General features: G+C 62.2%; 42 protein-coding genes. 6 read left to right on the forward strand and 36 right to left on the reverse strand.

What is annotated here, in order from left to right; translation table 11 throughout:
• Positions 1-60: 60 nt before the first annotated feature.
• From HH302_RS21370 to HH302_RS21395, 6 genes are read left to right on the forward strand one after another with little or no spacing between them, the layout of a single operon-like run.
• On the forward strand, positions 61-198 hold the full coding sequence (locus HH302_RS21370; protein ID WP_172204946.1) for a hypothetical protein: 138 nt from the start codon (positions 61-63) through the stop codon (positions 196-198).
• Positions 185-1,087: an ATP-binding protein gene (locus tag HH302_RS21375; RefSeq protein ID WP_172204949.1), complete on the forward strand. Its 903-nt coding sequence runs from the start codon at positions 185-187 to the stop codon at positions 1,085-1,087. Before HH302_RS21370 ends, HH302_RS21375 begins: the two co-directional genes overlap by 14 nt.
• Positions 1,080-1,550, forward strand: coding sequence for a YeeE/YedE family protein (locus tag HH302_RS21380; RefSeq protein WP_253946267.1), 471 nt, complete (start codon positions 1,080-1,082; stop codon positions 1,548-1,550). Before HH302_RS21375 ends, HH302_RS21380 begins: the two co-directional genes overlap by 8 nt.
• Entirely contained in the window at positions 1,547-1,969 is a 423-nt protein-coding gene (locus tag HH302_RS21385) for a DUF6691 family protein (protein WP_172204955.1), read from the forward strand. Before HH302_RS21380 ends, HH302_RS21385 begins: the two co-directional genes overlap by 4 nt.
• The gene (locus tag HH302_RS21390) at positions 1,953-2,900 is read left to right on the forward strand and encodes a Nudix family hydrolase (RefSeq protein ID WP_172204958.1); all 948 of its coding nucleotides are present in this window, start codon (positions 1,953-1,955) and stop codon (positions 2,898-2,900) included. The genes HH302_RS21385 and HH302_RS21390 overlap by 17 nt, the downstream gene beginning before the upstream one ends.
• Positions 2,897-3,712, forward strand: a complete 816-nt coding sequence (locus HH302_RS21395; RefSeq protein ID WP_172204961.1) for an SDR family oxidoreductase — start codon at positions 2,897-2,899, stop codon at positions 3,710-3,712. Before HH302_RS21390 ends, HH302_RS21395 begins: the two co-directional genes overlap by 4 nt.
• A gap of 12 nt (positions 3,713-3,724) precedes the next feature.
• Here HH302_RS21395 and yacG read toward each other — a convergent pair whose 3' ends face one another.
• The 36 genes from yacG to tuf all read right to left on the reverse strand — a co-directional run.
• Entirely contained in the window at positions 3,725-3,928 is a 204-nt protein-coding gene (gene yacG, locus HH302_RS21400) for a DNA gyrase inhibitor YacG (RefSeq protein WP_172204964.1), read from the reverse strand.
• Positions 3,925-5,340: an NADP-dependent phosphogluconate dehydrogenase gene (gene gndA / locus HH302_RS21405; protein WP_172204967.1), complete on the reverse strand. Its 1,416-nt coding sequence runs from the start codon at positions 5,338-5,340 to the stop codon at positions 3,925-3,927. Before gndA ends, yacG begins: the two co-directional genes overlap by 4 nt.
• Before the next feature lie 146 nt (positions 5,341-5,486).
• A complete protein-coding gene (gene zapD, locus HH302_RS21410) occupies positions 5,487-6,242 on the reverse strand; it encodes a cell division protein ZapD (protein WP_172204969.1) in 756 nt (251 codons plus the stop codon).
• Between the two features lie 79 nt (positions 6,243-6,321).
• Positions 6,322-6,951: a dephospho-CoA kinase gene (coaE, locus tag HH302_RS21415; protein WP_371814749.1), complete on the reverse strand. Its 630-nt coding sequence runs from the start codon at positions 6,949-6,951 to the stop codon at positions 6,322-6,324.
• Positions 6,952-6,956: 5 nt separating this feature from the next.
• On the reverse strand, positions 6,957-7,700 hold the full coding sequence (locus HH302_RS21420) for an SPOR domain-containing protein (protein ID WP_172204972.1): 744 nt from the start codon (positions 7,698-7,700) through the stop codon (positions 6,957-6,959).
• A gap of 40 nt (positions 7,701-7,740) precedes the next feature.
• On the reverse strand, positions 7,741-9,378 hold the full coding sequence (locus HH302_RS21425) for an NAD(P)-binding protein (protein ID WP_172204975.1): 1,638 nt from the start codon (positions 9,376-9,378) through the stop codon (positions 7,741-7,743).
• 121 nt (positions 9,379-9,499) lie between these two features.
• A complete protein-coding gene (rplQ, locus tag HH302_RS21430) occupies positions 9,500-9,892 on the reverse strand; it encodes a 50S ribosomal protein L17 (protein ID WP_172204978.1) in 393 nt (130 codons plus the stop codon).
• 35 nt (positions 9,893-9,927) lie between these two features.
• Complete coding sequence (gene rpoA, locus HH302_RS21435) at positions 9,928-10,911, reverse strand: DNA-directed RNA polymerase subunit alpha (protein ID WP_172204981.1); 984 nt, start codon at positions 10,909-10,911, stop codon at positions 9,928-9,930.
• A 45-nt stretch (positions 10,912-10,956) separates the two neighbouring features.
• Positions 10,957-11,586 (reverse strand): 30S ribosomal protein S4, encoded by a 630-nt coding sequence (gene rpsD, locus HH302_RS21440; protein WP_172204984.1) that lies wholly within the window; start codon positions 11,584-11,586, stop codon positions 10,957-10,959.
• Between the two features lie 12 nt (positions 11,587-11,598).
• The gene (rpsK, locus tag HH302_RS21445) at positions 11,599-11,988 is read right to left on the reverse strand and encodes a 30S ribosomal protein S11 (RefSeq protein WP_172204988.1); all 390 of its coding nucleotides are present in this window, start codon (positions 11,986-11,988) and stop codon (positions 11,599-11,601) included.
• Between the two features lie 14 nt (positions 11,989-12,002).
• Positions 12,003-12,365 (reverse strand): 30S ribosomal protein S13, encoded by a 363-nt coding sequence (gene rpsM, locus HH302_RS21450; protein WP_172204991.1) that lies wholly within the window; start codon positions 12,363-12,365, stop codon positions 12,003-12,005.
• A 48-nt stretch (positions 12,366-12,413) separates the two neighbouring features.
• Positions 12,414-12,527 (reverse strand): 50S ribosomal protein L36, encoded by a 114-nt coding sequence (gene rpmJ, locus HH302_RS21455; RefSeq protein WP_172204994.1) that lies wholly within the window; start codon positions 12,525-12,527, stop codon positions 12,414-12,416.
• Positions 12,528-12,549: 22 nt separating this feature from the next.
• Positions 12,550-12,768, reverse strand: coding sequence for a translation initiation factor IF-1 (gene infA / locus HH302_RS21460; protein WP_172204996.1), 219 nt, complete (start codon positions 12,766-12,768; stop codon positions 12,550-12,552).
• Between the two features lie 2 nt (positions 12,769-12,770).
• Positions 12,771-14,108, reverse strand: a complete 1,338-nt coding sequence (gene secY, locus HH302_RS21465; protein ID WP_216662013.1) for a preprotein translocase subunit SecY — start codon at positions 14,106-14,108, stop codon at positions 12,771-12,773.
• A 12-nt stretch (positions 14,109-14,120) separates the two neighbouring features.
• Complete coding sequence (rplO, locus tag HH302_RS21470; protein ID WP_172205000.1) at positions 14,121-14,555, reverse strand: 50S ribosomal protein L15; 435 nt, start codon at positions 14,553-14,555, stop codon at positions 14,121-14,123.
• A complete protein-coding gene (rpmD, locus tag HH302_RS21475; RefSeq protein WP_172205002.1) occupies positions 14,556-14,738 on the reverse strand; it encodes a 50S ribosomal protein L30 in 183 nt (60 codons plus the stop codon). It lies immediately after the preceding gene.
• A gap of 3 nt (positions 14,739-14,741) precedes the next feature.
• The gene (rpsE, locus tag HH302_RS21480; protein WP_172205004.1) at positions 14,742-15,266 is read right to left on the reverse strand and encodes a 30S ribosomal protein S5; all 525 of its coding nucleotides are present in this window, start codon (positions 15,264-15,266) and stop codon (positions 14,742-14,744) included.
• A gap of 11 nt (positions 15,267-15,277) precedes the next feature.
• Complete coding sequence (gene rplR / locus HH302_RS21485; RefSeq protein ID WP_172205006.1) at positions 15,278-15,631, reverse strand: 50S ribosomal protein L18; 354 nt, start codon at positions 15,629-15,631, stop codon at positions 15,278-15,280.
• Positions 15,632-15,643: 12 nt separating this feature from the next.
• Entirely contained in the window at positions 15,644-16,177 is a 534-nt protein-coding gene (gene rplF, locus HH302_RS21490; protein WP_172205008.1) for a 50S ribosomal protein L6, read from the reverse strand.
• An 11-nt stretch (positions 16,178-16,188) separates the two neighbouring features.
• Positions 16,189-16,584 (reverse strand): 30S ribosomal protein S8, encoded by a 396-nt coding sequence (rpsH, locus tag HH302_RS21495; protein WP_172205011.1) that lies wholly within the window; start codon positions 16,582-16,584, stop codon positions 16,189-16,191.
• 12 nt (positions 16,585-16,596) lie between these two features.
• Positions 16,597-16,902, reverse strand: a complete 306-nt coding sequence (gene rpsN / locus HH302_RS21500; RefSeq protein ID WP_172205014.1) for a 30S ribosomal protein S14 — start codon at positions 16,900-16,902, stop codon at positions 16,597-16,599.
• A gap of 7 nt (positions 16,903-16,909) precedes the next feature.
• The gene (gene rplE / locus HH302_RS21505) at positions 16,910-17,449 is read right to left on the reverse strand and encodes a 50S ribosomal protein L5 (protein WP_172205074.1); all 540 of its coding nucleotides are present in this window, start codon (positions 17,447-17,449) and stop codon (positions 16,910-16,912) included.
• Between the two features lie 9 nt (positions 17,450-17,458).
• Complete coding sequence (gene rplX, locus HH302_RS21510) at positions 17,459-17,776, reverse strand: 50S ribosomal protein L24 (RefSeq protein ID WP_172205017.1); 318 nt, start codon at positions 17,774-17,776, stop codon at positions 17,459-17,461.
• A 9-nt stretch (positions 17,777-17,785) separates the two neighbouring features.
• A complete protein-coding gene (gene rplN, locus HH302_RS21515; protein WP_172205020.1) occupies positions 17,786-18,154 on the reverse strand; it encodes a 50S ribosomal protein L14 in 369 nt (122 codons plus the stop codon).
• 149 nt (positions 18,155-18,303) lie between these two features.
• Positions 18,304-18,564, reverse strand: coding sequence for a 30S ribosomal protein S17 (rpsQ, locus tag HH302_RS21520; RefSeq protein WP_172205023.1), 261 nt, complete (start codon positions 18,562-18,564; stop codon positions 18,304-18,306).
• A complete protein-coding gene (gene rpmC / locus HH302_RS21525) occupies positions 18,561-18,755 on the reverse strand; it encodes a 50S ribosomal protein L29 (protein ID WP_172205026.1) in 195 nt (64 codons plus the stop codon). The genes rpsQ and rpmC overlap by 4 nt, the downstream gene beginning before the upstream one ends.
• Before the next feature lie 2 nt (positions 18,756-18,757).
• Positions 18,758-19,174, reverse strand: a complete 417-nt coding sequence (rplP, locus tag HH302_RS21530) for a 50S ribosomal protein L16 (protein ID WP_172205028.1) — start codon at positions 19,172-19,174, stop codon at positions 18,758-18,760.
• A complete protein-coding gene (gene rpsC, locus HH302_RS21535; RefSeq protein WP_172205030.1) occupies positions 19,143-19,976 on the reverse strand; it encodes a 30S ribosomal protein S3 in 834 nt (277 codons plus the stop codon). The genes rplP and rpsC overlap by 32 nt, the downstream gene beginning before the upstream one ends.
• 9 nt (positions 19,977-19,985) lie before the next feature.
• Entirely contained in the window at positions 19,986-20,315 is a 330-nt protein-coding gene (gene rplV / locus HH302_RS21540) for a 50S ribosomal protein L22 (protein WP_172205032.1), read from the reverse strand.
• A 9-nt stretch (positions 20,316-20,324) separates the two neighbouring features.
• Positions 20,325-20,600, reverse strand: coding sequence for a 30S ribosomal protein S19 (rpsS, locus tag HH302_RS21545; RefSeq protein WP_172205034.1), 276 nt, complete (start codon positions 20,598-20,600; stop codon positions 20,325-20,327).
• A gap of 10 nt (positions 20,601-20,610) precedes the next feature.
• A complete protein-coding gene (gene rplB / locus HH302_RS21550) occupies positions 20,611-21,435 on the reverse strand; it encodes a 50S ribosomal protein L2 (RefSeq protein ID WP_172205036.1) in 825 nt (274 codons plus the stop codon).
• Positions 21,436-21,744 (reverse strand): 50S ribosomal protein L23, encoded by a 309-nt coding sequence (gene rplW, locus HH302_RS21555; protein WP_172205039.1) that lies wholly within the window; start codon positions 21,742-21,744, stop codon positions 21,436-21,438.
• Complete coding sequence (gene rplD / locus HH302_RS21560) at positions 21,741-22,361, reverse strand: 50S ribosomal protein L4 (protein WP_172205042.1); 621 nt, start codon at positions 22,359-22,361, stop codon at positions 21,741-21,743. The genes rplW and rplD overlap by 4 nt, the downstream gene beginning before the upstream one ends.
• Positions 22,362-22,372: 11 nt before the next feature.
• Positions 22,373-23,014, reverse strand: coding sequence for a 50S ribosomal protein L3 (rplC, locus tag HH302_RS21565; protein WP_172205045.1), 642 nt, complete (start codon positions 23,012-23,014; stop codon positions 22,373-22,375).
• Positions 23,015-23,137: 123 nt separating this feature from the next.
• Entirely contained in the window at positions 23,138-23,449 is a 312-nt protein-coding gene (gene rpsJ / locus HH302_RS21570) for a 30S ribosomal protein S10 (protein WP_172205048.1), read from the reverse strand.
• 71 nt (positions 23,450-23,520) lie between these two features.
• Positions 23,521-24,386: elongation factor Tu (tuf, locus tag HH302_RS21575; protein ID WP_172205051.1), on the reverse strand; the 866-nt coding region annotated here is incomplete at its 5' end.

The raw sequence follows: 24,386 nt of genomic DNA on the forward strand, positions 1-24,386 counted from the left end.
TTCGTGGCGCGGGCCAGTATAACCGTCGCCCCCTTTCTCTCACGCGCGGGGCCATGTGGCATGTGGGTCATATTTCTTGAGGCGGGCGTCGCGCTCGCACTGCTGCTGATCATCGTGTGGGCCACCTGGCCGAAGAAGGACCCCGCGCGCATCGAAAACAAGAACCCCGGAGAGACGCACCGCGATGGCCAACCTTGAACACCTGATCGCGCGCGCCGAGGCGCTGATCGACCGGCTCGAATCGGTGCTGCCACCGAAGGCGCCACCGCCCGACTGGAGTGCGCCGGCGCATCGCTGGCGCAGCCGCAACGGACGCGGCTGGCTTGAGCCGGTGCATCACCCGCACCGCATACGGCTGGCCGATCTGCAGGACATCGAAGACCAGAAGGCGCGTTGTGACGCCAACACCCGCCAGTTCGTGCGTGGAGGCCGCGCCAACAATGTGCTGCTCACGGGTGCGCGTGGCACCGGCAAGAGCTCGCTGGTCAAGGCGATGCTGGCCGAGTACGCAGCGAGCGGCCTGCGCCTGATCGAAGTCGACAAGAGCGATCTGCTGCATCTGCCCGAAATCGTCGATCTCGTGGCGGGACGACGCGAGCGCTTCATCGTCTTCTGCGACGACCTGTCCTTCGAGGACTCCGAGCCCGGCTACAAGGCGCTGAAAAGCGTGCTGGATGGCAGCCTCTCCGCACCGCCGGACAACCTGCTGATCTACGCCACCAGCAATCGCCGCCACCTGATGCCGGAATACTTCGCCGAAAACCTGCAGACGCACAAGGTGGGCGACGAGCTGCATCCGGGCGAGGCGGTCGAGGAGAAGATCTCGCTGTCGGAACGCTTCGGTCTGTGGATCTCGTTCTACCCGTTCGGCCAGAACGAGTACCTGTCGGTGGTGTACCACTGGCTGCGCGCCTTCGGCGTGGCCGACGCACAGATCGCCAACGAGGCCACGCGGACCGAGGCGCTGCAGTGGGCGCTGATGCGTGGCTCGCGCAGCGGGCGGGTTGCCTGGCAGTTCGCACGCGATGTAGCAGGCCGCGCCACGCCCGGCACTTCTTCAACCCACCATGCAGCATCCGATGATTGAGACCCTGTTCCCGAATGGCCCCTGGCATTACCTCGCCGGCGGGCTGCTGATCGGTACTGCGATTGGCGCGCTCTATCTGCTCGCGGGCCTCGTCGGCGGGCTGTCGACCTTCTTCAGCGCCAGCCTCTCCTGGGTATCGCGCCTACCCGCGCTGCACCAGGCCAAGCTGCTGGAGAGCCGCAGCTGGCGCCTCACCTATGCGGCCGGCCTGGTCCTCGGCGGCGTGCTGTTCGCTGCGAGCCTCGGGCATTTCGGCGCCAGCACCCGCGTACCGCCCTGGCTCATGCTTGCCGGCGGCCTGTTGATCGGCTTTGGTGCGCGCCTCAGCGATGGCTGCACCGCTGGCCATGGCATCTGCGGACTCGCGTCGCTGCGCTGGCCCTCGCTCGTTGCCGTAGTCACCTTCCTCAGCACCGCAATCGTCGTCGCCCAACTGGCCGCGCACTTCGGGGTGCTGCCATGAGCCGGCTGGTCATCGCACTCCTCTGCGGGGTGGTCTTCGGATTTGGTCTCTCACTCGCGACCATGACGCAGCCTGAGGTGGTGCTCGCCTTCCTGCGCTTTCAGGATCTTGGTTTGCTGCTGGTGCTCGGCGGCGCGGTCATCGTCGCCCTGCTCGCCTATCAGATCGGCCCTCGCCTGCTGGCCCGCCCGCTCGCCGGCGCCTTCTTTGAAAAGCGGCAGACGCCATTCTCGCGCCGCACCGTGATCGGCGCTGCGATCTTCGGCGCTGGGTGGGGCCTCTGCGGCGTGTGTCCCGGCCCGGCGATTGCCGGGCTCGGGCTCGGCAACCTCGATCTGCTGTGGGCACTCGCAGGCATCTTCATCGGCGCCTGGCTGCAGGCGCGTTTCTTCGGGAGTAGCGATGCGCAAACGCGTTGAAGTGGCCGCCGCCGTGATCACGCGGCCTGATGGCAGTTTCCTGCTCGGTCAGCGCGCGCCGGACACCTTCTATGCCGGTTACTGGGAATTCCCGGGCGGCAAGGTCGAACCGGGCGAATCCGCCCAGGCCGCCTTGGTGCGTGAACTGGAAGAGGAACTTGGCATCACGGTCAAGCGCGCAAATCCGTGGATCACGCGCGAACACCTGTACGAGCACGCGCATGTGCGGCTGCATTTCTTCGAGGTTGCGGAGTGGTCCGGCACACCGAACGACCATGTGCACTCGGCGCTCGAATGGCAACGGGCCGATGCCCTCAGCGTGTCGCCGATGCTGCCGGCGAATGGACCGATCCTCAAATCGCTGCGCCTGCCGCGCACGATGGGCGTTACCCACGCCGCGGAGATCGGTATCGACGCCCAGCTCGCCGCGCTGGATGCCGCGCTCGCTGCCGGCTTGCGACTGGTGCAGATCCGCGACGTGACCCTCGCGCCGGAAGCGCGCGAACAGCTTGCGCGTGAGAGCGTGGCGCGCTGCCATGCACACGGCGCCCTCGCAGTGGTGAACGGCGACGCCGCCCTGGCTGCGGCAGTTGGCGCCGACGGGCTGCATCTGCGTGCGGCGCAGCTCGCCGAGCTTTCCGAGCGGCCGGCTTTCGACTGGGTCGGCGCCTCGTGCCACACGCGCGCCGACCTCGAAGCAGCCGCCCGCCTCGAACTCGACTACGCCCTGCTCGGCCCGGTGCTGCCTACGGCGACACACCCGGGCGCAAGCGGCATTGGTTGGGGCGCCTTCCACATGCTGACGCGCGATCTGCCGATGCCGGCGTTTGCAATCGGCGGTCTGATCGCGACCGATATGGATGCCGCGCGTGGCTATGGCGCCCACGGCATCGCGGCGATTCGCAGTGTCTGGCACCGCAGCGCCCCATGAAACCGCGCTACACCGACAAGGTGGTGGTGATCACCGGCGCCTCCGACGGCATCGGCGCGGAACTCGCGCGCCAGCTCGCGTCGCAGCGGCCCAAACTCGTGCTCGCTGCACGCAACGCCGACAAACTCGCTGCGGTCGGCAAGCAGTGCAGCGCGCTCGGCGCGCTGGTGCTGTGCGTGCCGACTGACGTGGGGATCGAAGCCGATTGCGCGGCGCTGGCACGCAAGGCCGTCGAGCGCTTCGGCGGCATCGACGTGCTGGTGGCGAACGCGGGCGTATCCGGCCACGCGATGATCAGCGAGGTCAGCGACTTCGGCTGGTACGAGGACATGATGCGCGTGAACCACTTCGGCACGCTGTGGTGCGTGCGCCATGCGCTGCCGCATATCCTCGCGCGACATGGCCAGGTCGTCGGCGTATCAAGCCTCGCCGGGCTCTTCGGCGTGCCGGGGCGCACCGCCTACTGCGCGAGCAAGTTCGCGATGACCGGTTTCCTCGAGGCCCTGCGGATCGAGGTGGCGGCGCAGGGCGTGGGTGTCACGATCGCCTACCCCGGCGTGGTGGCGACCGAGATCCGCTACCGAGGCTACGGCGCCGACGGCAAACCCGCCGGCAAGAGCGGGTTGGACGAGGGCCGCGCGATGCCGGTGGAGACCTGCGCCAACCTGATCCTGCGCGCGATGACACGGCGCAGCCGCGAATGCGTGATGACCGGCCAGGGCAAGTTCGGCCGCTGGCTCAGGCTGCTGCTGCCGGATCTGGTGGATGCGCTCGCCCGGCGCAAGCTCGCAAAAAGCAGCGCAGCCCGCTAAAGCTGCGACGCTTCAGTTGCGCGGGTCAGCGCCCGGCGGCAGATCGTCCGCCAGCGGTTCCCGCCCGGGTACGCGATAAGCCTCGTCCGCCCACGCGCCAAGGTCGATCAGCTTGCAGCGTTCCGAGCAGAACGGGCGCCAACGGCTCTCGGGCGCCCACACAACGGGCTGGCTGCAGGTGGGGCACTTGACGGTGCGCGGGTTCGGGTTGCTCATGCGTGTTGCCAATCAGAATGGAAGATGCCGGCGCGGTCCGTGCGCTCGTAAGTGTGGGCACCAAAGAAGTCGCGCTGCGCCTGAATCAGGTTGGCCGGCAGGCGCGCCGAACGGTAGCTGTCGAAATACGCCACCGCCGATGCGAAGGTCGGCACCGGCACACCGGCCCGCACCGCATGGCACACCACCTCGCGCAAGGCGGCCTGGTAGTCCGCTGCGATGCCGGCGAAGTATGGGTCCAGCAACAGGTTCGCCACCGCCGGATTCGCCTGGTAGGCATCGGTGATCCGCTGCAGGAAGCGGGCGCGGATGATGCAGCCGGCGCGGAAGATCTTCGCGATCTCGCCGTATTGCAGATCCCAGCCGTGCTCGTCCGAAGCGGCGCGCAACTGCGCGAAGCCCTGCGCGTAGGAGATGATCTTCGACAGGTACAGCGCGCGGCGAACCGCCTCGACGAAGGCCGCGCGATCGCCCTCGAACGGTGCCGCGGCAGGGCCAGCCAGCACCGCGCTCGCAGCCACCCGCTGATCCTTCAAGGCGGAAATGCAGCGCGCGAACACTGACTCGGTGATCAAGGGCAGGGCCACACCCAGATCCAGTGCGGACTGCGAGGTCCACTTGCCGGTGCCTTTCTGGCCTGCCTTGTCGAGGATCGCATCGACCAGATAGCCGCCGGTCTCGCCATCGCGCTTGCGGAAGACCTGGGCGGTGATCTCGATCAGGAAGCTGTCCAGCTCGCCCGTATTCCAGTCGGCAAACGTGTCAGCCAATTCCTCGTTCGACAGCCCTGCGACGCCCTGCAGCAGCGCGTAAGCCTCCGCGATCAGCTGCATGTCGCCGTACTCGATACCGTTGTGCACCATCTTCACGTAGTGGCCGGCGCCGTCTGGGCCGATGTAGGTCACGCAGGGCTCACCGTCGGGCGCACGTGCGGCGATCTCGCGCAGGATCGGCGCCGCCAGCTCATACGCATCGCGCTGCCCGCCGGGCATGATCGACGGCCCCTTCAGCGCACCCTCCTCGCCACCGGAGACGCCCATGCCGATGAAGTTGATGCCGGTCGTCGCCAGCTCACGGTTGCGCCGGATCGTGTCGGTGAACAGCGTGTTGCCGCCATCCATCAGGATGTCGCCGGGCGCCAACAGCGGGCGCAGCGCGGCAATCGTGGCATCGGTCGCGTCGCCCGCTTTCACCATGATCAGGATGCGGCGCGGGGTTTCCAGCGCAGCGACGAATGCCTCCAGCGACTGCGTCGGCACCAGCTTGCGCCCCGGGTTCTCACGCACCACCTCTTCGGTCTTGTCGAAAGAGCGGTTGTAGAGCGCCACGGTGTAACCACGGCTTTCGATATTGAGCGCAAGGTTGCGGCCCATCACGGCCATGCCGATGACGCCGATCTGTGGCTTCGTCATGATCATTACTCCAGTCAGGGGAAGGAACGGGCGAGGCCCGACCAGGCTCGGTTGCGCTGCGGGTCCGCAGCGATGCCGGCTCTTTTCGAACGCGCGAGTTTAAGGGATTCGAGCGATGCGGCGGGCCGGAGGTTCCGGCTGCGCGATCAGAGATTGCAGAAGGTCAGTTCGAATTCGACATCAGATTCGGCTTGCCGCGTGCGGGCCACGCTGGCGGCGCCGACGAAGCGCACATTCAGCGCGTACTTGTTGGCGCTGATTTCCGGTACGAAAGACTCGTCCTGTGCGAGACGGATCCGCAGCATTTGCGCGCTGCGCCCGCCCATCATCATCTGGAACTGGCCACGATGAGCGACCAGATTGTCCGGCCGGCCACTGGCGCGCAGCAGGCGCAGCACGATCGCAAGGCCTTCGCGGATCGGCGTCATCGGCCCGATCCAGCCCCGCAAATCCGCCTGGCGGGCTTCGGTACTGCGGTGCAGCCAATAGTGGTACGAGGGAAGGTCAAACTCGCACACGCCGCCGGGAATCGCCGCGCGGCTGCGAATGTTCATCAACCATTCGTTCTCGCGCAGGTATTGGCCGATCTTGCCGGCCATGGCCAACAGCGCGGCACTGGCCTGCTCGATCTCGTAGAGCGCGCCGGAGAGCGCTTCTTCGGAGATGTCGGGGTTGTGCCGGAAGGACACCAGAATCTGGCGCTGGCGTTCCAACTCCTGCACCAGATCGACCTTCAGGTCGGCGCGGCTGGCGACATCGAGAATCTCGAAGACGCTCACCAGCGCGGTGTGATGTTCGTACGCCCCATCCGACAGCGTGAAGTGCAATGCCTTGTCGAACAGGTCCTCAAGCCGCAGCAGTGTGCGAATGCGCTCGTTCAGCGGATATTCGTAGGTGATCACTGCGCGATTCCGGCGTCCGTTTGTCGTTGTGTAAAACGCGAAACTTGAGAAAGTGCTTTAAATCATAGCAGGGAATTTGTCACGAAAGCCGCGCCGGCATTGAGGTTTCAGCACGATAACGGCGATCGAGCTCATCGACTTGACGCTGCAGCGCAGCAATGTCACCGCTGTTGTCGATCAGATCGTCGGCAATTGCGCGCCGTTGGGCTCGCGAAGCCTGCGCAGCCATGATCGCTTCGACTTGTTCGCGGGCGAGCCCGCTTCGCCGCATGACGCGTTCCAGTTGCAGCGCCTCAGGTACGTCAACCACCGCAATCCGGTCGCAACGCGAGCGATAGCCCCCCGATTCCAACAGCAGCGGCACGACCAGCACGACGTACGGCGCAGCCTGCGCCGCAGCAACAGCCGCGTCGCTGCGTGCGCGAATCATCGGATGCAGGATGCCCTCCAGGCGCTGTCGCACCGACGGTTGACCGAACGCCAACGCACGCATCGCGGCGCGATCAAGGGCACCATCAGCCCCGATGATTTGTGGGCCAAACGCCTGCTGCAATGCGGGAATCGCATCACCGCCTGCTACCGTGAGCTGGTGGGCGATCTGGTCGGTATCGACAATCGCCGCCCCCAAGGCGGCGAAGCGTTCCGCGGCGGCACTCTTCCCGCTACCAATGCCGCCCGTCAGACCGACCACAAGGGGGCGTGTCGTCACGTCAATCAGCGTCCGGGCGGGCAGTTCGCACGCGGTGCACTGGGCACACGCGACGAGGTGTCGCTCGAAAAACTGGCGAGCTGGTCAGCCGGACCGGTCACTTCCAGTTTGATGCTGCTGGTATCGCGAGCCTCGATACGGGCACTGCGTACCCCTTTGGTCTTGAGGGCCTCAAGGGCGCGGTTCGCCGACTCCTCACTCTTGTAGAGCCCGAGCGAGATCGCGTTCTGATTGGCGCCCGGATCCTTGACGATGAAGTAGTCGTTTACGCCGAGCGTGCGCAACTCCTCGGCCTTCTTATCCGCGCCGGCCCGATCCGTTTGCGGTGGCAGATGTACCCACCAAGAACTCGTGCCGTTCACGGTCTGTTCCTTGGCGGTGAACTTGAGCCCTTTCGCACGCAACGCAATTGCGTCGGCCTGGGCCTTGGTCAACCCACCCCAGCTGACACAGGCTAGCGCCAAGGGCTTGGTCGCAGGCGCCTCAACCGGCGCGGATTCAGCCGCGGGCGCCGCCTCGCTGCTCGCCACCACCGGGGCCAACTCCGACGCCACCGGCGCTGGGTCCGCCGCGGCCTGCTCAGGCGCTGGCGCGTCGTCGCCATGGCCAATGATCTTGAGCTTCTCCGGGTGCAACTGACTCGACAGGCGATCCGGCTCTCCGCCCGGGGCAGCCGAGAAGCCCGTCATGTTCATCAGCGCAAGCAAGGCATTCGCGCCAAGCAGCAGATAGAGGAAGAACGTTTTCATGGTGCGCGATTATCGCAGGAAGGGCGCTGGGTCGGCCTCATCAAACATCGAAGATCACTTGGGGGTCCGGCTTGCGGCCGCTCAAGGCGGCAGCAATGCGCTCCGCCGCCGACACGCCGCGCGCATGGGCCTCCTCACAAACCGAGAAGCCGCTGACGTCCGCATGCGCAAACTGCAAGGTTGGCAGCCCCCGCGCAAACCAGTGTCGCGCTGGATCCGCCAGAAAGCCAAGCAAGGGACGCGCCATCGCGTGGCCGTGCCGGATGCAGTCAATCCTCGAAACATGGTCCGCCAGATCGGGATAGGCCGGCGCGAGCTCGCTCAAGGCCATTGCCGCCCAATGTTCCCGCGGTTGAGCCAACAGCTCACGCCGCAGAATCTTGCTGGGCGCCCCTTGCAGCGAGTGATACCAGGTCCACACCGTCGGCGCTTGGGCCGCCGAGAGGCGCTGATGCGTGGCGACCACGTAGCCGAGCGAACGCGAGCCGTAGAGCACGTTGTCCCAAGCGCGCTGCGCGCCGGGACGCTCGGGTGGAGAACTATGTAACGACAACTGCGCCATCACCCAAGGTGCGTAGTCGATGCGCGCCGCATAGTCACGTGCGCTGTCGGGCAAGCCCTCGATCACGCGCGGAGCGACGAACAAAGGGCCCGCCCAAACGATGGCTTTCGACCGGACACGACAGGTCCGGCCGCTTGCAATGTCCTCTACCCAACTCTCATACCCGCTGCGCGTCGCCCGCACGCGCCGGACTATGGCATTGCATTGCAGACGCTCGCCGCCGATGCGTGCGGCGAGCCCCTCGGTGATCCATCCATTGCCTTCAGGTGCGGTGAGCACCACGTCGCTCGATGCCCCCTCCGCTTCACCATCACGGGCGGCAAAGTAGTGAAGGCCGGCCCAGGCGGATACCATCGCAGCGGGGGTACCGAAGTCATCGCGGCAAGCGTAGTCCACGTACCAGTGCAGCGGCGCGGAATTCAGCCCTTGGCCGCGCAGCCACGTCGCGAAACTGACGTGGTCCAGCGCGAGCGCGTCGCCATCCACCTTGCTGGCCGCCATTGGTAGCGCGAAGGCCTTGCCAGCGGCGCTACGCCGCCGGAACCGCGCGACCAGCTCAAAGAACGCTTGCATCTGCCCCCGCTCCGCGGCGGTCAGCCCCGCCTCCGGGACGATGCCCTCCTGCCAGTGCCCAAAGCGGAGGAGCCGCTCCTGAGGGGCCGCGACAAGCAGCCTCTCCGCATATCGTGGACGCACCGAATCCGGGGCTCCTTCGAGCGCCCCAAGGTCGCTCAATAGCCGCCGAAGCGTAGCGCTCTCACGGGTGGGCAGCGGCAGATAGTGCGCGCCAAGCGGGTAGCGGGAAATCGAATTTCCCCCACCGCGCGCGTTGCCGCCTGGAGCACTCTGCAAATCGGCGACCATGAAGTCGTCAATGCCCGCTCGCGTAAACCACCACGCAGCGGAAAGTCCCCCTATCCCCGCGCCGGCGATCAGCACCTCGGTGTCAGCCGTTGCGTCGAATCGTTCGTCACCGGCCGGCGCTTGCAGCCTGTGGCCAATCGCTGGATCGACACCAAGCCAGTCCCCTGGCGGCAGCCCGGCAACCCGATGCTTCGGCGCGCAAGCGAGCAATGGGAGCGCCCCTGCGGCGCCAATCAGCGCACGTCTATCCATCGACTCTCCGTTATCACCATGAGCTTCTGGGAAAAGCGCTCGCAGAAACGACGAAAGGCCGGAGATTACTCTCCGGCCTTTCGCGTTACATCTTGCTACTCGCGCAGCAACACCGCAGAGATCAAGCCTCCGACGGCGTCACCACTTCGGCCGTTTCCGGACGATCAACCAGTTCGACCAGCGCCAGCGGCGCATTGTCGCCGACACGGAAGCCACACTTCAGGATACGAAGATAGCCACCGTTACGGTTTGCAAAGCGCGGACCGAGGTCATCAAAAACCTTCACGACCATCTCGCGGTCGCGCAGGCGGTCAAAAGCGAGACGGCGATTTGCCAGGCTCGGCTTCTTGCCCAGGGTGATGATCGGCTCCACCACGCGGCGAAGTTCCTTCGCCTTGGGCAGGGTCGTCTGGATAACCTCGTGACGCAGCAGCGCGTTCGACAGGTTGCGCAACAGGGCCTGACGGTGGGCGCTGGTGCGGTTCAGCTTGCGAAGACCGTTACGGTGACGCATTTTCGTATTCCTCTTTCAGTCTGGCCTGACAGCGATCAACCGAGCTTTTCGAGCCCGGCCGGCGGCCAGTTTTCCAGCTTCATGCCAAGGGTCAGGCCGCGCGAAGCGAGCACTTCCTTGATCTCGTTAAGTGACTTGCGGCCAAGGTTCGGCGTCTTAAGCAGCTCGGTTTCCGTGCGCTGGATCAGATCACCGATGTAGTAGATGTTCTCGGCCTTCAGGCAGTTCGCAGAACGCACCGTCAGTTCAAGATCATCCACCGGACGCAGCAGCAGCGGGTCAACCGTCGTCTTCTGCACCGGTGCTTCGGTCGCAGTGACGGTCGGGCCGAGGTCAGTAAAGGCCTCAAGCTGGTCACGCAGCACGCCGGCCGCAAAGCGGACAGCTTCCTGCGGATCCACCGCGCCGTTCGTCTCGATGTCCATCACCAGACGGTCAAGGTCCGTACGCTGTTCAACGCGAGCCGCTTCAACCTGGTAGCTAACGCGACGCACCGGGCTGAACGAAGCATCCAGCAGGATACGGCCGATCACCTTCGCATCCGCGTGAGCGGGGCGCATGTTGCCCGGAACGTAACCACGGCCTTGCTCAACCTTCAGGTGCATCTCGAGCTTGCCGCCCGGGGCGAGGTGAGCGATCACATGATCCGGGTTGATGATCTCGACGTCATGGGTCGTCTCGATATCACGCGCGGTCACGACGCCTTCGCCGTTCTTGGACAGCTTCAGCGAAGCCTCGGTGCGATTGTGCAACTTGAACACAATACCCTTGAGGTTCAAGAGGATGTCGACGACATCTTCCCGCACACCATCAAGCGTGGAGTACTCGTGAAGCACGTTCTCAATCTGCACTTCCGTCGGCGCATAACCCGGCAACGACGACAGCAGGATGCGTCGCAGCGCGTTGCCCAGGGTATGACCGAACCCGCGCTCGAACGGCTCCATCACGACCACGGCATGCACCGGGGAGACGTTTTGGACGTCGATGATGCGCGGCTTCAGAAGAGTGTTGCTTTGCATGGGCAATCCTTCGTGTGGGGGCGCGCCCGAGGGCGCGCCGTGCCATTAACGCGAGTACAGTTCGACGACCAGGCCTTCATTGATCGAGGACGACAATTCCGCGCGCTGCGGATAGGCCTTGAACGTGCCCTTGCCTTCCTTGATGTTGACCTCAAGCCACTCCGGGAAACCGCGTTGCTCGGCGGCCTCGAGGGCAGCCTTCACACGCAGGTGACCACGGGTCTTGTCTGCCAGCGAAACCACATCACCCGGACGCAGCGAGTACGACGGGATGTTCACGCGCTTGCCGTTGACCAGCACGCCGTTGTGGCGCACGACCTGACGAGCTTCAGCGCGCGAAGCGCCGAAGCCCATACGGTAGGCCACTGCATCCAGACGGCCTTCCAGCAGCTGGAGCAGGTTTTCGCCGGTTTGACCCTTGCGACGATCTGCTTCGGAATACACGCGGCGGAACTGACGTTCCAGCACGCCGTAGATCCGGCGGATTTTTTGCTTTTCGCGCAGTTGCACGCCGTAGCCGGACAGACGCTGACCGGACTTCTGACCGTGCTGACCCGGCGCGTAGGCGCGGCGCTCGATTGCGCACTTATCGGTGAAGCACTTCTCCCCTTTCAGGAAGAGCTTCTCGCCTTCGCGGCGGCACTGGCGACACTTGGCATCTAGATTGCGAGCCACGTTTGAACTCCTTTAAATGCGACGCTTTTTCGGCGGACGGCAGCCGTTATGCGGGATCGGCGTGATATCGGTGATCGAAGTCACCTTGATGCCGAGCGCATTGAGCGCGCGCACCGACGACTCACGACCCGGGCCGGGGCCGGTAATGCGGACTTCAAGATTCTTGATCCCGCACTCGACCGCTACCTTGCCGGCCTGGTCAGCCGCAACCTGCGCAGCAAACGGGGTGCTCTTGCGGGAACCCTTGAAGCCTGCGCCACCGGCGGTCGCCCACGACAGGGCATTGCCCTGACGGTCGGTGATCGTGATGATCGTGTTGTTGAAAGACGCGTGGACGTGGGCAATGCCCTCAGCCACGTTCTTTTTGACTTTTTTGCGAACCTTCGCAGCGGTCTTAGCCATTACTTAGCCCCTGATTATTTCTTGCCGGCGATCGGCTTGCGCGGACCCTTGCGGGTACGGGCGTTGGTACGGGTGCGCTGACCCCGGAGCGGCAGACCGCGACGATGACGAACGCCGCGATAGCAGCCCAAGTCCATCAGACGCTTGATGTTCATCGTCACTTCGCGACGCAGGTCGCCTTCGACGGTGAACTTGCCGACCTCGTCGCGAAGCCGATCCATCTCAGCTTCGGTCAGATCCTTGACCTTGGTCGTGCGTGCCACGCCCGCGGCATCACAGATCTTCTGTGCGCGAGTGCGACCGATACCGAAAATCGACGTGAGTGCGATTTCCGAGTGCTTGTGGTTCGGGATGTTAACCCCAGCGATACGGGCCATGCTGTTACCCCAAATACGCTAAACGTGTTGTACCGAAAGCGCGGGGCATCAGCCCTGGCGCTGCTTGTGACGCGGATCTTCGCAGATCACACGCACCACACCTTTGCGACGGATGACCTTGCACTTCCGACAAATCGGCTTGACCGAAGCCTGAACTCTCATGTTTCGCTCCTAATTTCCAAAACTATTTGGCCCGGAAGACGATGCGACCTTTGGTCAGATCGTAGGGCGTAAGTTGTACCGTGACCCTGTCGCCGGGAAGGATACGGATGTAATGCATCCGCATCTTTCCGGAGATATGGCCCAACACGACGTGCCCGTTTTCGAGCTTTACCTTGAACGTCGCGTTCGGCAAGGTCTCGACGACCTCGCCCAACATCTCAATGACGTCTTCCTTGCTCATTCCTACTTGGTCGGCAGCCCTGCACCCTTGAAGTTCGCCTTCTTGAGAAGGCTCTCGTATTGGTGCGACATGATGTAGGCCTGAACCTGGGACATGAAGTCCATCGTGACGACCACGATAATCAGCAGCGATGTTCCACCGAAGTAGAACGGCACATGCCAATTCAGAATCAGGAACTCAGGAATCAGGCAAACGACCGTGATATACACAGCGCCAGCCAGCGTGAGCCGCGTCAGAATCTTGTCGATATACCGAGCCGTCTGTTCACCCGGACGAATCCCCGGAACGAACGCGCCACTCTTCTTCAGATTGTCCGCCGTCTCCTTCGAATTGAAGACAAGCGCCGTATAGAAGAAGCAGAAGAACACGATCGCCGATGCGTACAGCAGCACGTAGACCGGCTGCCCCGGTGACAGCGTAGCGGCAAGGTCCTTGACGAAACGCGCCACCGGCGACTCGCTCGCACCGCCGAACCACTGCCCCAGCGTTGCCGGAAACAGAATGATCGACGAAGCAAAGATCGGCGGAATCACGCCAGCCATGTTCAACTTCAACGGCAGATGCGAACTCTGACCGCCGTAAACACGGTTGCCGACTTGACGCTTCGCGTAGTTCACCAGGATCTTGCGCTGGCCGCGCTCAACGAACACGACCACCGCCGTCACCACAGCAACGAGCGCGCAGATGAACAGCGCCGAAACGGGATGCATTGCCCCGGTCCGTACCAGTTCGAACAGGCCACCAACCGAATTCGGCAGTCCCGCTGCGATACCCGCAAAGATGATCAACGAGATCCCGTTGCCCAGACCGCGCTCAGTGATCTGCTCACCCAGCCACATCAGGAACATCGTGCCGGTCACCAACGTGGTAATCGTCACGAAACGGAACGTCAAACCCGGATCCAGCACCAAACCCGCTTGCGCTTCAAGCGCCACCGAAATGCCGAACGCCTGAAATAGCGCCAGCGCAACAGTGCCGTAGCGGGTGTACTGCGTGATCTTGCGACGCCCGGACTCGCCTTCTTTCTTCAACTGCTCAAGCTGCGGCGACGCAACGGAAAGCAGCTGCATGATGATCGATGCCGAAATGTACGGCATGATCCCCAGCGCGAAGATCGTAAAGCGAGACAGCGCGCCACCTGAGAACAGGTTGAACACGCCCAGGATTCCGCCCTTCTGCGACTGAAACAGCTCGGCGAGTCTGACGGGGTCGATTCCAGGAACTGGGATATGCGCGCCGATCCGATAAACGATCAACGCACCCAGCAGGAACCAAAGCCGCCGCTTCAGATCGCCGAACTTGCCGGTCTTGCCGAGTGTTGCCGAAGGATTCGCCACCATTGCGTCCTGGCTTTACTCGGCCACGCTGCCGCCGGCAGCCTCGATCGCAGCCTTCGCGCCCTTGGTGGCACCAACGCCACGCAGAACGACCTTGCGACCGATTTCACCCGACAGAATCACCTTCGCGGACAGCGCGTCGCCAGCGATCAGGCCGGCGCTCTTCAGCACCAGCAGATCGATTTCAGCCGCTTCCAGCTTGTTGATCTCGGAAAGGCGGACTTCAGCGTTGCGAGCCGCAGTCAGCGAATTGAAGCCACGCTTGGGCAGGCGACGCTGCAAAGGCATTTGACCGCCTTCGAAGCCAACCTTGTGGAAGCCGCCAGCACGGGACTTCTGCCCCTTGTGGCCGCGACCGCAAGTCTTGCCCAAACCACTACCAATGCCGCGCCCGACACGCTTCTTAGCATGCTTGGAACCAGCGCCCGGCTTAAGGTTATTCAGTTCCATTTAGCCCTCGCACTTCACCAGGTACGCAACTTTGCGAACCATGCCGCGCACTGCCGGCGTGTCCTCAAGCTGGACCGTGGAATTGATACGGCGCAGACCAAGGCCACGCACGGTGGCGCGGTGGTCTTGCTTGGTGCCGATCAGGCTCTTCACGAGCGTGACACGAATCGTCTTGTCAGCCATGACTTACCCCAGGATCTGTTCGACGGTCAGTCCGCGCTTCGCAGCGATCTCAGCCGGCGTATTGATTGCCGAAAGACCGTTGAGCGTTGCACGCACGACGTTGTACGGGTTGGTCGAGCCGAGGCACTTGCAGATCACGTCGGTCACGCCCATCACTTCGAAGACTGCGCGCATTGCGCCGCCCGCGATGATGCCGGTACCGGTCGGCGCCGGCTGCATCAGAACTACCGATGCGCCATGCTTGCCGATGATCTGGTGCTGCAGCGTGCCGTTCTTCAGAGAAACCTTGAACAGCTTGCGGCGCGCCTCTTCCATGGCTTTCTGGACAGCGACCGGAACTTCGCGGGACTTGCCCTTGCCCATTCCGATACCACCGTCGCCATCGCCAACCACCGTGAGCGCTGCGAAACCGAGGATGCGACCACCCTTGACCACCTTGGTGACCCGGTTGATCGACACCATCTTTTCGCGCAGGCCATCATCGCGCTCTTCACCAGCCTGTGCTTTTTTCGTCTGTTGCTTAGCCATGACGTCCCCGCTCAGAACTTGAGGCCGCCTTCGCGGGCCGCCTCAGCAAGCGCCTTGACGCGGCCGTGGTACTTAAACCCGGCACGGTCAAACGCAACCGCTTCGATACCGGCGGCCTTGGCGCGCTCGGCAATAAGCTTGCCCACTACGGCAGCTGCCGCGGCGTTCCCGCCGTTCGACAGATCCTTGCGGACGTCGGCCTCGACGGTCGATGCCGCCGCGAGAACCTTCGAACCACAGCCCGAGATGACTTGGGCGTAGATATGGCAATTGGAGCGGAACACAGTGAGGCGAACCGCCTTCTTTTCGGCAATCACGGCGCGGGTTTTGCGAGCCCGACGCAGACGCGTTTCCTTTTTGTTCATGATCTTCCGCCCTTACTTCTTCTTGGTTTCCTTCAGGACCACCACCTCGTCGGCATAACGAACACCCTTGCCCTTATAGGGCTCAGGCGAGCGGTACGCGCGCACTTCAGCGGCAACCTGACCAACCAATTGCTTATCGATACCCTTGATCAGGATTTCGGTCTGAGTCGGCGTTTCGACCTTGATGCCGGCCGGCATCTGGTGAACGACCGGGTGCGAGAAGCCCAGCGTCAGGTTGAGCTTGTCGCCTTGAGCCTGAGCACGGTAACCGACGCCCACCAGGTTGAGCTTGCGCTCGAAACCCTTGGTCACGCCATTCACCATGTTCGCCACCAGCGCGCGGGTCGTACCCGACAGCGCGTTGCCCAGATCAGCACCGGCAACCGCCTTGCAGACCAGCTTGTCGCCGTCACGCTCAACCGTCACCGACGGATGCAGCTTCTGCTTCAGCGAACCCAGCGGGCCCTTAACCGACACTTCACCTGCAGCCAGCGCCACCTCAACACCTTGCGGCAGCACCACGGGGTTCTTTGCTACACGAGACATCGCACCCCTCCTTAGGCCACGATGCAGAGCACTTCGCCGCCCACATTGGAAGCGCGTGCCTTGCGATCGGTCATGACGCCCCGCGGCGTCGAGACAATGGCAACACCAAGGCCGTTCATGACCTTCGGCAGGTTGTTGCTACCACGGTAAATACGAAGTCCAGGACGGCTCACGCGCTCAATGCGCTCGATAACCGGGCGGCCTGCGTAGTACTTGAGCGAGATGTCCAGCTCACGCTGACCACCTTCACCACGAACCACGAAACCGTCGATATAGCCTTCGTCCTTCAGGACTTCAGCGATAGCCACCTTAAGCTTGGACGTCGGCATAGAGACAGATGCCTTCTGCGACGACTGCGCATTGCGGATGCGCGTCAGCATATCGGCGACCGGATCGGACATACTCATTCTTCCGTCTCCTTACCAGCTGGCCTTGGTCATACCCGGAACTTCGCCGCGGAAAGCAATCTCACGCAGCTTGTTACGGCACAGACCGAATTTGCGGAACACACCACGCGGACGACCGGTCAGCGCGCAACGATTGCGCTGACGGGACGGCGACGCGTTGCGCGGCAGCGACTGAAGCTTCTGACGCGCGGCTGCGCGCTCTTCGTCTGTCAGCTTGCTGTCATTGATCTTCGCGACGAGTTCGGCGCGCTTTGCCGCGAACTTTGCGACCGTTTTGGCGCGCTTATCTTCACGGTTGATCAGAGCGAGTTTCGCCATAACACCCTCAATTCTTGAACGGGAACTTGAACGCCGCGAGCAGCGCGCGCGCTTCGTCGTCCGTCTTGGCAGTCGTGGTGATGCTGATGTTCAGACCGCGCAGCGCGTCGATCTTGTCGTACTCAATCTCGGGGAAAATGATTTGCTCTTTCACACCGAGGTTGTAGTTACCACGACCATCAAAGCCCTTGGCGACAATGCCGCGGAAGTCGCGAATACGCGGCATCGCGATAGTCACCAAACGATCCAGGAATTCGAACATCCGCGGACCGCGCAGGGTCACCATGCAGCCGATCGGATAACCATCACGAATCTTGAAGCCGGCAATCGACTTCTTCGACTTGGTGGTTACAGGCTTCTGGCCGGCAATCTTCAGCAGATCACCCACAGCATTGTCGAGCACCTTCTTGTCGCCGACCGCTTCACCGACACCCATGTTCAGAGTGATCTTCGTGATACGGGGGACTTCCATCACCGACTTGTAGCCGAACTTATTCGTCAGCTCACCAACAACGGTCGATTTGTAAAACTCTTGCAGGCGTGCCATCACCACTCCTTAACGATCGACCAGCTCGCCGTTCGACTTGAAGAAACGAACCTTGCGGCCGTCCTCAAGGACGCGGAAGCCAACGCGATCACCCTTCTGGGTCGCAGGATTGAAGAGCGCGATGTTGGAGATGTCGATCGGCATTTCCTTTTCGACAATCCCACCCACCTGGCCACGCACCGGATTCGGACGAACGTGCTTTTTCACACGATTCACGCCCTCGACCACAACATGCTGATCGTCCACGCGGACCAGCACGGAACCGCGCTTGCCCTTGTCTTTTCCGACGAGGATTACGACCTCGTCACCCTTGCGGATCTTGTCCATATTCGGCCCTTACAGCACTTCCGGCGCGAGCGAGACGATCTTCATGAAACGCTCGGTACGCAACTCGCGCGTAACCGGCCCGAAGATGCGCGTACCGATCGGCTCGAGCTTGTTGTTGAGCAGCACCGCAGCGTTCGTATCGAACTTGATCAGCGAGCCGTCCGGACGACGAACACCCTTGGCGGTACGAACCACCACGGCGCTATAAACGTCGCCCTTCTTCACGCGACCGCGCGGCGCGGCATCCTTGATGCTCACTTTGATGATGTCACCGACACCAGCGTAGCGGCGCTTGGAGCCGCCGAGCACCTTGATGCACATAACCGAACGCGCGCCGGTGTTATCGGCCACGTCCAGAATGGTCTGCATTTGGATCATTGCTTAACTCCAACTTAATCCGCCGCGTGAGCGGCAGTCAGTCTTGGAACCCGTTCGGGTGGAAACAGATTGGCGTCCGGATGAAACCACCCGAACGCCAATCGGTGAAGCGCGAGATTCTAGCAGAGCCCCGGCGGGTTCCGCAAGTATTAAATTACGCGAGCCTTTTCGAGCACTCGCGTCACGCGCCACGCCTTCGTCTTGGAGACCGGCGCACACTCCTCGATCTCAACCAGGTCGCCTTCAGCGGCAACACCGGCATCAACGTCGGCGTGGTACTTCTTCGAACGAATGATCACCTTGTCGTAGAGCGGGTGCTTAACACGACGCTCGATCAGCACGGTCACCGTACGTTCCATCTTGTCGCTGACAACACGGCCGCTCAAAGTCCGCTTGATGGCATCAGTCATTTTGCGGCTCCCTTCTCGCGAAGAATCGTACGAACGCGAGCGATATCGCGACGCACGTTACCCAGTTGGGCGTGGTTGTTCAGCTGCTGGGTTGCCAGTTGCATGCGCAGCGAAAACTGCGCCTTCAACAGATCAAGCAACTCCTTGTTCAGCTCAGAGGGCTCTTTCGCCCTGAGTTCGCTGGCTTTCATCTTTATTGCCCCACCTGGCGAGCAACGAAAACCGTCTCGATCGGAAGCTTGGCCGCAGCGAGGCGGAAGGCTTCACGGGCGAGCGTCTCATCAACGCCATCCATTTCATACAGCACTTTACCCGGCTGGATCTCAGCGACCCAGTACTCCGGATTACCCTTGCCGTTACCCATACGGACTTCAGCCGGTTTCTGCGAAATGGGCTTGTCCGGGAAAATACGGATCCAGATACGGCCGCCACGCTTGATGTGACGCGTCATTGCACGACGCGCCGACTCAATCTGGCGAGCAGTCAAACGGCCACGTCCGATCGCCTTCAGGCCATACTCGCCGAAGCTGACCTTGGTGCCGCGGGTCGCAACGCCGGTGTTGCGGCCCTTCTGCTCCTTACGATACTTCCTTCTCGCCGGCTGCAGCATTGTTCGCTCCTGCTTTGTTTACGCGCTTGGCACCGGCCTTGTCAGCCGCCCCATCGCCGTTTGCACGGCGGGCCGGACGACGGGCGCCCGGCTTCGCATCACCTTCTTTGGCACCGCGGCGAGGACGGCGGTTTTCACCTTCCGGAGCCTCGACGACCGCAGGCTGTTCGCCACGGCCGAGGGTGTCACCCTTGTAGACCCACACCTTGATGCCAATGATCCCGTAGGTCGTCTTGGCTTCCGAGGTGCCGTAGTCGATATCGGCGCGCAGCGTATGCAGCGGCACACGACCTTCGCGATACCACTCGGTACGTGCAATTTCAGCACCGTTGAGACGGCCCGAGCTCATGATCTTGATGCCCTGGGCACCCAGACGCATGGCGTTTTGCATCGCACGCTTCATCGCGCGGCGGAACATGATCCGCTTTTCAAGCTGCTGCGCGATCGAGTCGGCGATCAGCTTGGCGTCGACTTCCGGCTTGCGGATCTCTTCGATGCTGACGTGAACCGGCACCTTCAGGATCTTCTGCAGATCAGCCTTCAGCTGCTCGATATCCTCACCCTTCTTGCCGATCACAACGCCCGGACGGGCGCTGTAAACGGTGATACGGGCGGTTTTCGCCGGACGCTCGATCAGCACACGGCCAACCGAAGCGTGACCCAGCTTCTTCTTCAGATGCTCGCGAACCTGCAGGTCCTCGAGAAGCATCCCCGAGAAGTTCTGGCTGTTTGCGAACCAGCGCGAAGTCCAGTTACGCGTCACCGAGAGGCGGAAGCCAGTCGGATGAATCTTCTGTCCCATGTGTGCTCCTTACTCGCCGACAGTCACGTAGATGTGGCAAGTCGGCTTGAGGATGCGGTTACCGCGTCCCTTTGCACGCGCCGTGAAGCGCTTGAGCGACGTACCCTGTTCGACGTAGATGCTCGTCACCTTGAGAGTGTCGATATCAGCGCCGTCGTTATGCTCCGCATTCGCGATCGCCGACTCGAGCACCTTCTTGACGATCTTGGCGCCCTTCTTCGGGCAGAACGTCAGAGTATTCAGGGCTTGGTCGACTTTCTTGCCGCGCACCAGGTCAGCCACCAGCCGACCCTTTTGGGCGGAGAGACGGACGCCGCGCAGAATTGCTTTGGTTTCCATCGTCGCTCCTTACTTCTTCGCCTTCTTGCTGGCGGCGTGACCCTTGAACGTACGGGTCAGCGCGAATTCGCCGAGCTTGTGACCGACCATATTCTCGGTGACATACACCGGAATATGCTGACGACCGTTGTGCACCGCGATCGTGAAGCCGACAAATTCGGGCAACACGGTCGAACGACGCGACCAGGTCTTGATCGGACGCTTGTCATTGGAACCCCGAACGGCATCGACCTTCTTGAGAAGGTGCGCATCGACGAAGGGGCCTTTCTTGATAGAACGAGCCATTTCTTACCTCTTAGCGCTTGTGCCGACGCTGGACAATCATGGTGTCCGTGCGCTTGTTCGAGCGAGTACGGTAACCCTTGGCCGGGGTACCCCACGGGCTGACAGGCACGCGACCCTCACCGGTCTTACCTTCACCACCACCATGCGGGTGATCGATCGGGTTCATCGCGGTACCACGCACCGTCGGACGGATGCCACGCCAACGCTGAGCACCAGCCTTACCGATCTTGCGGAGGCTGTTCTCTTCGTTGCCGACTTCACCGATCGTCGCGCGACACTCGATGTGCACACGACGGATTTCACCGGAACGCAGACGCAGCTGAGCGTAGCTACCTTCGCGAGCGAGCAGCTGGACCGAAGTACCAGCGGCGCGAGCCAGCTGGGCACCCTTGCCCGGGAGCATCTCGATGCAATGAATCGTCGTACCAACCGGAATATTCCGGATCGGCAGAGCGTTACCCGACTTGATCGGCGCCTCGGACCCGGAAACGATCACTTGACCGACTTCCAGACCACGCGGAGCGATGATGTAGCGGCGCTCGCCATCGGCATAGCACAGCAGCGCGATGTGGGCGGTACGGTTCGGGTCGTATTCGATACGCTCGACCTTTGCCGGGATGCCATCCTTGTTGCGCTTGAAATCGACAACGCGGTAGTGCTGCTTGTGACCACCACCCTGGTGGCGCACCGTGACACGACCATGCGCATTGCGGCCAGCGTTCTTCGTCTGCTTTTCGACCAGGCCGGCGAACGGCTTGCCCTTGTGCAGATTCGGGTTGACCACTTTGACGACGCCGCGGCGACCCGCGGATGTCGGCTTGACCTTGACCAGCATTTAAGCGGCCCCCCCTTCAACGAAGTTGATCTCCTGACCGGCCTTCAGACACACAAAGGCTTTTTTCCAGCCCTTGCGGCGACCCGTCGTGCGACCAAAACGCTTGACCTTGCCCTTGACGTTCGCGACCTGCACCGAATCCACTTCAACCTTGAAGAGGAGCTCGACAGCAGCCTTGATCTCGGGCTTGGTGGCGTCAGATGCCACCTTGAAAATCACCTGCTCGTTCTTCTCCGCGACATAAGTCGCCTTTTCGGAGATCTGCGGCGCGAGCAGAACCTGGTACAGACGTTCTTGAGAGAAGCTCATTGCCACATCTCCTCCATCTTGGCGACCGCTGCCTTGGTGACGATCACCTTCGGGAAGCGGATCAGCGAAACCGGATCGGTTTCCTGCACGCCGAGCACCAGCACATCGTGCAGGTTGCGCGAGGACAGCAGGAGGTTCTCGTCCAGGTTGTCGGTGATCACCAGCGCGGAATCCAGGCCCATACCCTTGAGCTTCTGAACCAGAAGCTTGGTCTTCGGGGCTTCGATACCGAAACCATCAATCACCACCAAACGGTCTTCACGGGCCAGCTGCGAGAGAATCGACGCCATGCCGGCGCGATACATCTTGCGGTTCAGCTTCTGCGTGAAGTTCTCGTCCGGGCTATTCGGGAAGGTGCGACCGCCTCCACGCCACAGCGGGCTGGAAGTCGAACCAGAACGCGCGCGACCGGTACCCTTTTGACGCCACGGCTTTTTCGTCGTGTGCTTGACCTCAGCGCGGGTCAATTGCGCACGATTGCCAGAACGGGCGTTTGCCTGGTAGGCCACCACGACCTGGTGCACCAGCGCCTCGTTGTATTCGCGGCCGAACAAAGCATCGGATGCCTGAACGGTCGACGAAGCCTGGCCCTGCTCATTAATCAGCTTCAGTTCCATCTCGCCCCCGCTCACTTGGCCTTGACAGCCGGACGCACAACGACGTCACCACCGTCGTGACCGGGCACTGCGCCCTTCACGAGCAGCAGGCCGCGCTCAGCATCCACACGCACCACCTCGAGGCTCTGGACCGTCGCACGGACAGCACCCAGATGACCCGACATGCGCTTACCCGGGAAAACACGACCCGGATCCTGCGCCATACCAATGGAACCCGGCACGTTGTGGCTACGCGAGTTACCGTGGGTTGCGCGCTGCGAACCGAAGTTGTGACGCTTGATGGTGCCGGCGAAGCCCTTACCGATGGACACGCCCGTCACATCGACCTTCTGGCCGACGGTGAAGATTTCGACGCTGATGACATCGCCAGCCTTGTACGAGGCGAGCTGTTCGTCAGCGAGTCGAAATTCCTTCAGGACGTGACCGGCTTCGACACCGGCTTTGGCGAGATGACCGGCAGCCGCTTTGTTAACGCGACTTGCACGGCGCTTGCCGAAAGTCACCTGAATCGCGGCGTAGCCGTCGACATCAGGCGTCTTGATCTGGGTCACTCGGTTGTTCGACACGTCAAGCACCGTCACCGGGATGGAAACACCATCCTCAGCGAAGACGCGAGTCATGCCGACCTTGCGACCAACAAGGCCTAGACTCATGTTGTTCTCCTGAAAATCCGGTTGCGATTGACCGGACCGCTAAAAAGTCGAATCGCGCCCAAACAGATGGGCGCGAATCCGAAATTATAACCGCCTGCTTAAAAAATACGCAAGCGGTTCAAATTACTGCAGCTTGATCTCGACGTCGACGCCTGCCGGCAGGTCGAGCTTCATCAGCGCATCAACCGTCTTGTCCGTCGGGTCGATGATGTCCATCAGGCGCTGATGGGTGCGGATTTCGAACTGATCGCGCGAGGTCTTGTTAACGTGCGGCGAACGCAGCAGGTTGTAACGCTCGATGCGGGTCGGCAGCGGAACCGGGCCACGCACGACTGCGCCGGTGCGCTTCGCGGTTTCAACGATTTCCTGGGCAGACTGATCGATCAGACGATAGTCAAATGCCTTCAGGCGGATGCGGATCTTTTGGCTTTGCATGATGTATTCCTAAAGAGCGGTAAAGAACGCAAAGAACAAAGGGCGCCCGTTCGGGCGCCCCTGCACAACAATTACTCGATGATCTTGGCGACGACGCCAGCACCAACGGTACGGCCACCTTCGCGGATTGCGAAGCGCAGACCTTCTTCCATGGCGATCGGGGCGATCAGCTTGACGGTGATCGACACGTTGTCGCCCGGCATGACCATCTCGGTGCCTTCCGGCAGCGCGATCGAACCGGTCACGTCAGTGGTACGGAAGTAGAACTGCGGGCGGTAGTTGTTGAAGAACGGGGTGTGACGACCACCTTCGTCCTTCGACAGCACGTACACTTCACCGGTGAAGTGGGTGTGCGGCGTGATCGAACCCGGCTTGGCCAGAACCTGGCCACGCTCGACGTCTTCACGCTTGGTGCCGCGCAGCAGCACGCCGACGTTGTCGCCGGCTTGACCTTGGTCGAGCAGCTTGCGGAACATTTCAACGCCGGTGCAGATGGTCTTGACCGTCGGCTTGATACCGACGATTTCGATTTCTTCGCCGACCTTGACGACACCGCGCTCAACGCGACCGGTCACCACGGTACCGCGACCCGAGATCGAGAACACGTCTTCGATCGGCAGCAGGAACGGCTTGTCGATCGCGCGCTCCGGGGTCGGGATGTAGGAGTCGAGTGCGTCAGCCAGGGCCATGATGGCGCCTTCGCCGAGCTCGCCCTTGTCGCCTTCGAGGGCCTTGAGGGCCGAACCCTTGACGATGGGCACATCGTCGCCAGGGAATTCGTACTTGGAGAGCAGCTCGCGCACTTCCATCTCGACGAGCTCGAGCAGCTCGGCGTCGTCGACCATGTCGCACTTGTTCAGGAAGACGATGATGTACGGCACACCGACCTGACGGGCGAGCAGGATGTGCTCACGCGTTTGCGGCATCGGGCCGTCAG

The organism is Niveibacterium sp. COAC-50, from assembly GCF_013184235.1.
GTDB lineage: Bacteria > Pseudomonadota > Gammaproteobacteria > Burkholderiales > Rhodocyclaceae > Niveibacterium > Niveibacterium microcysteis.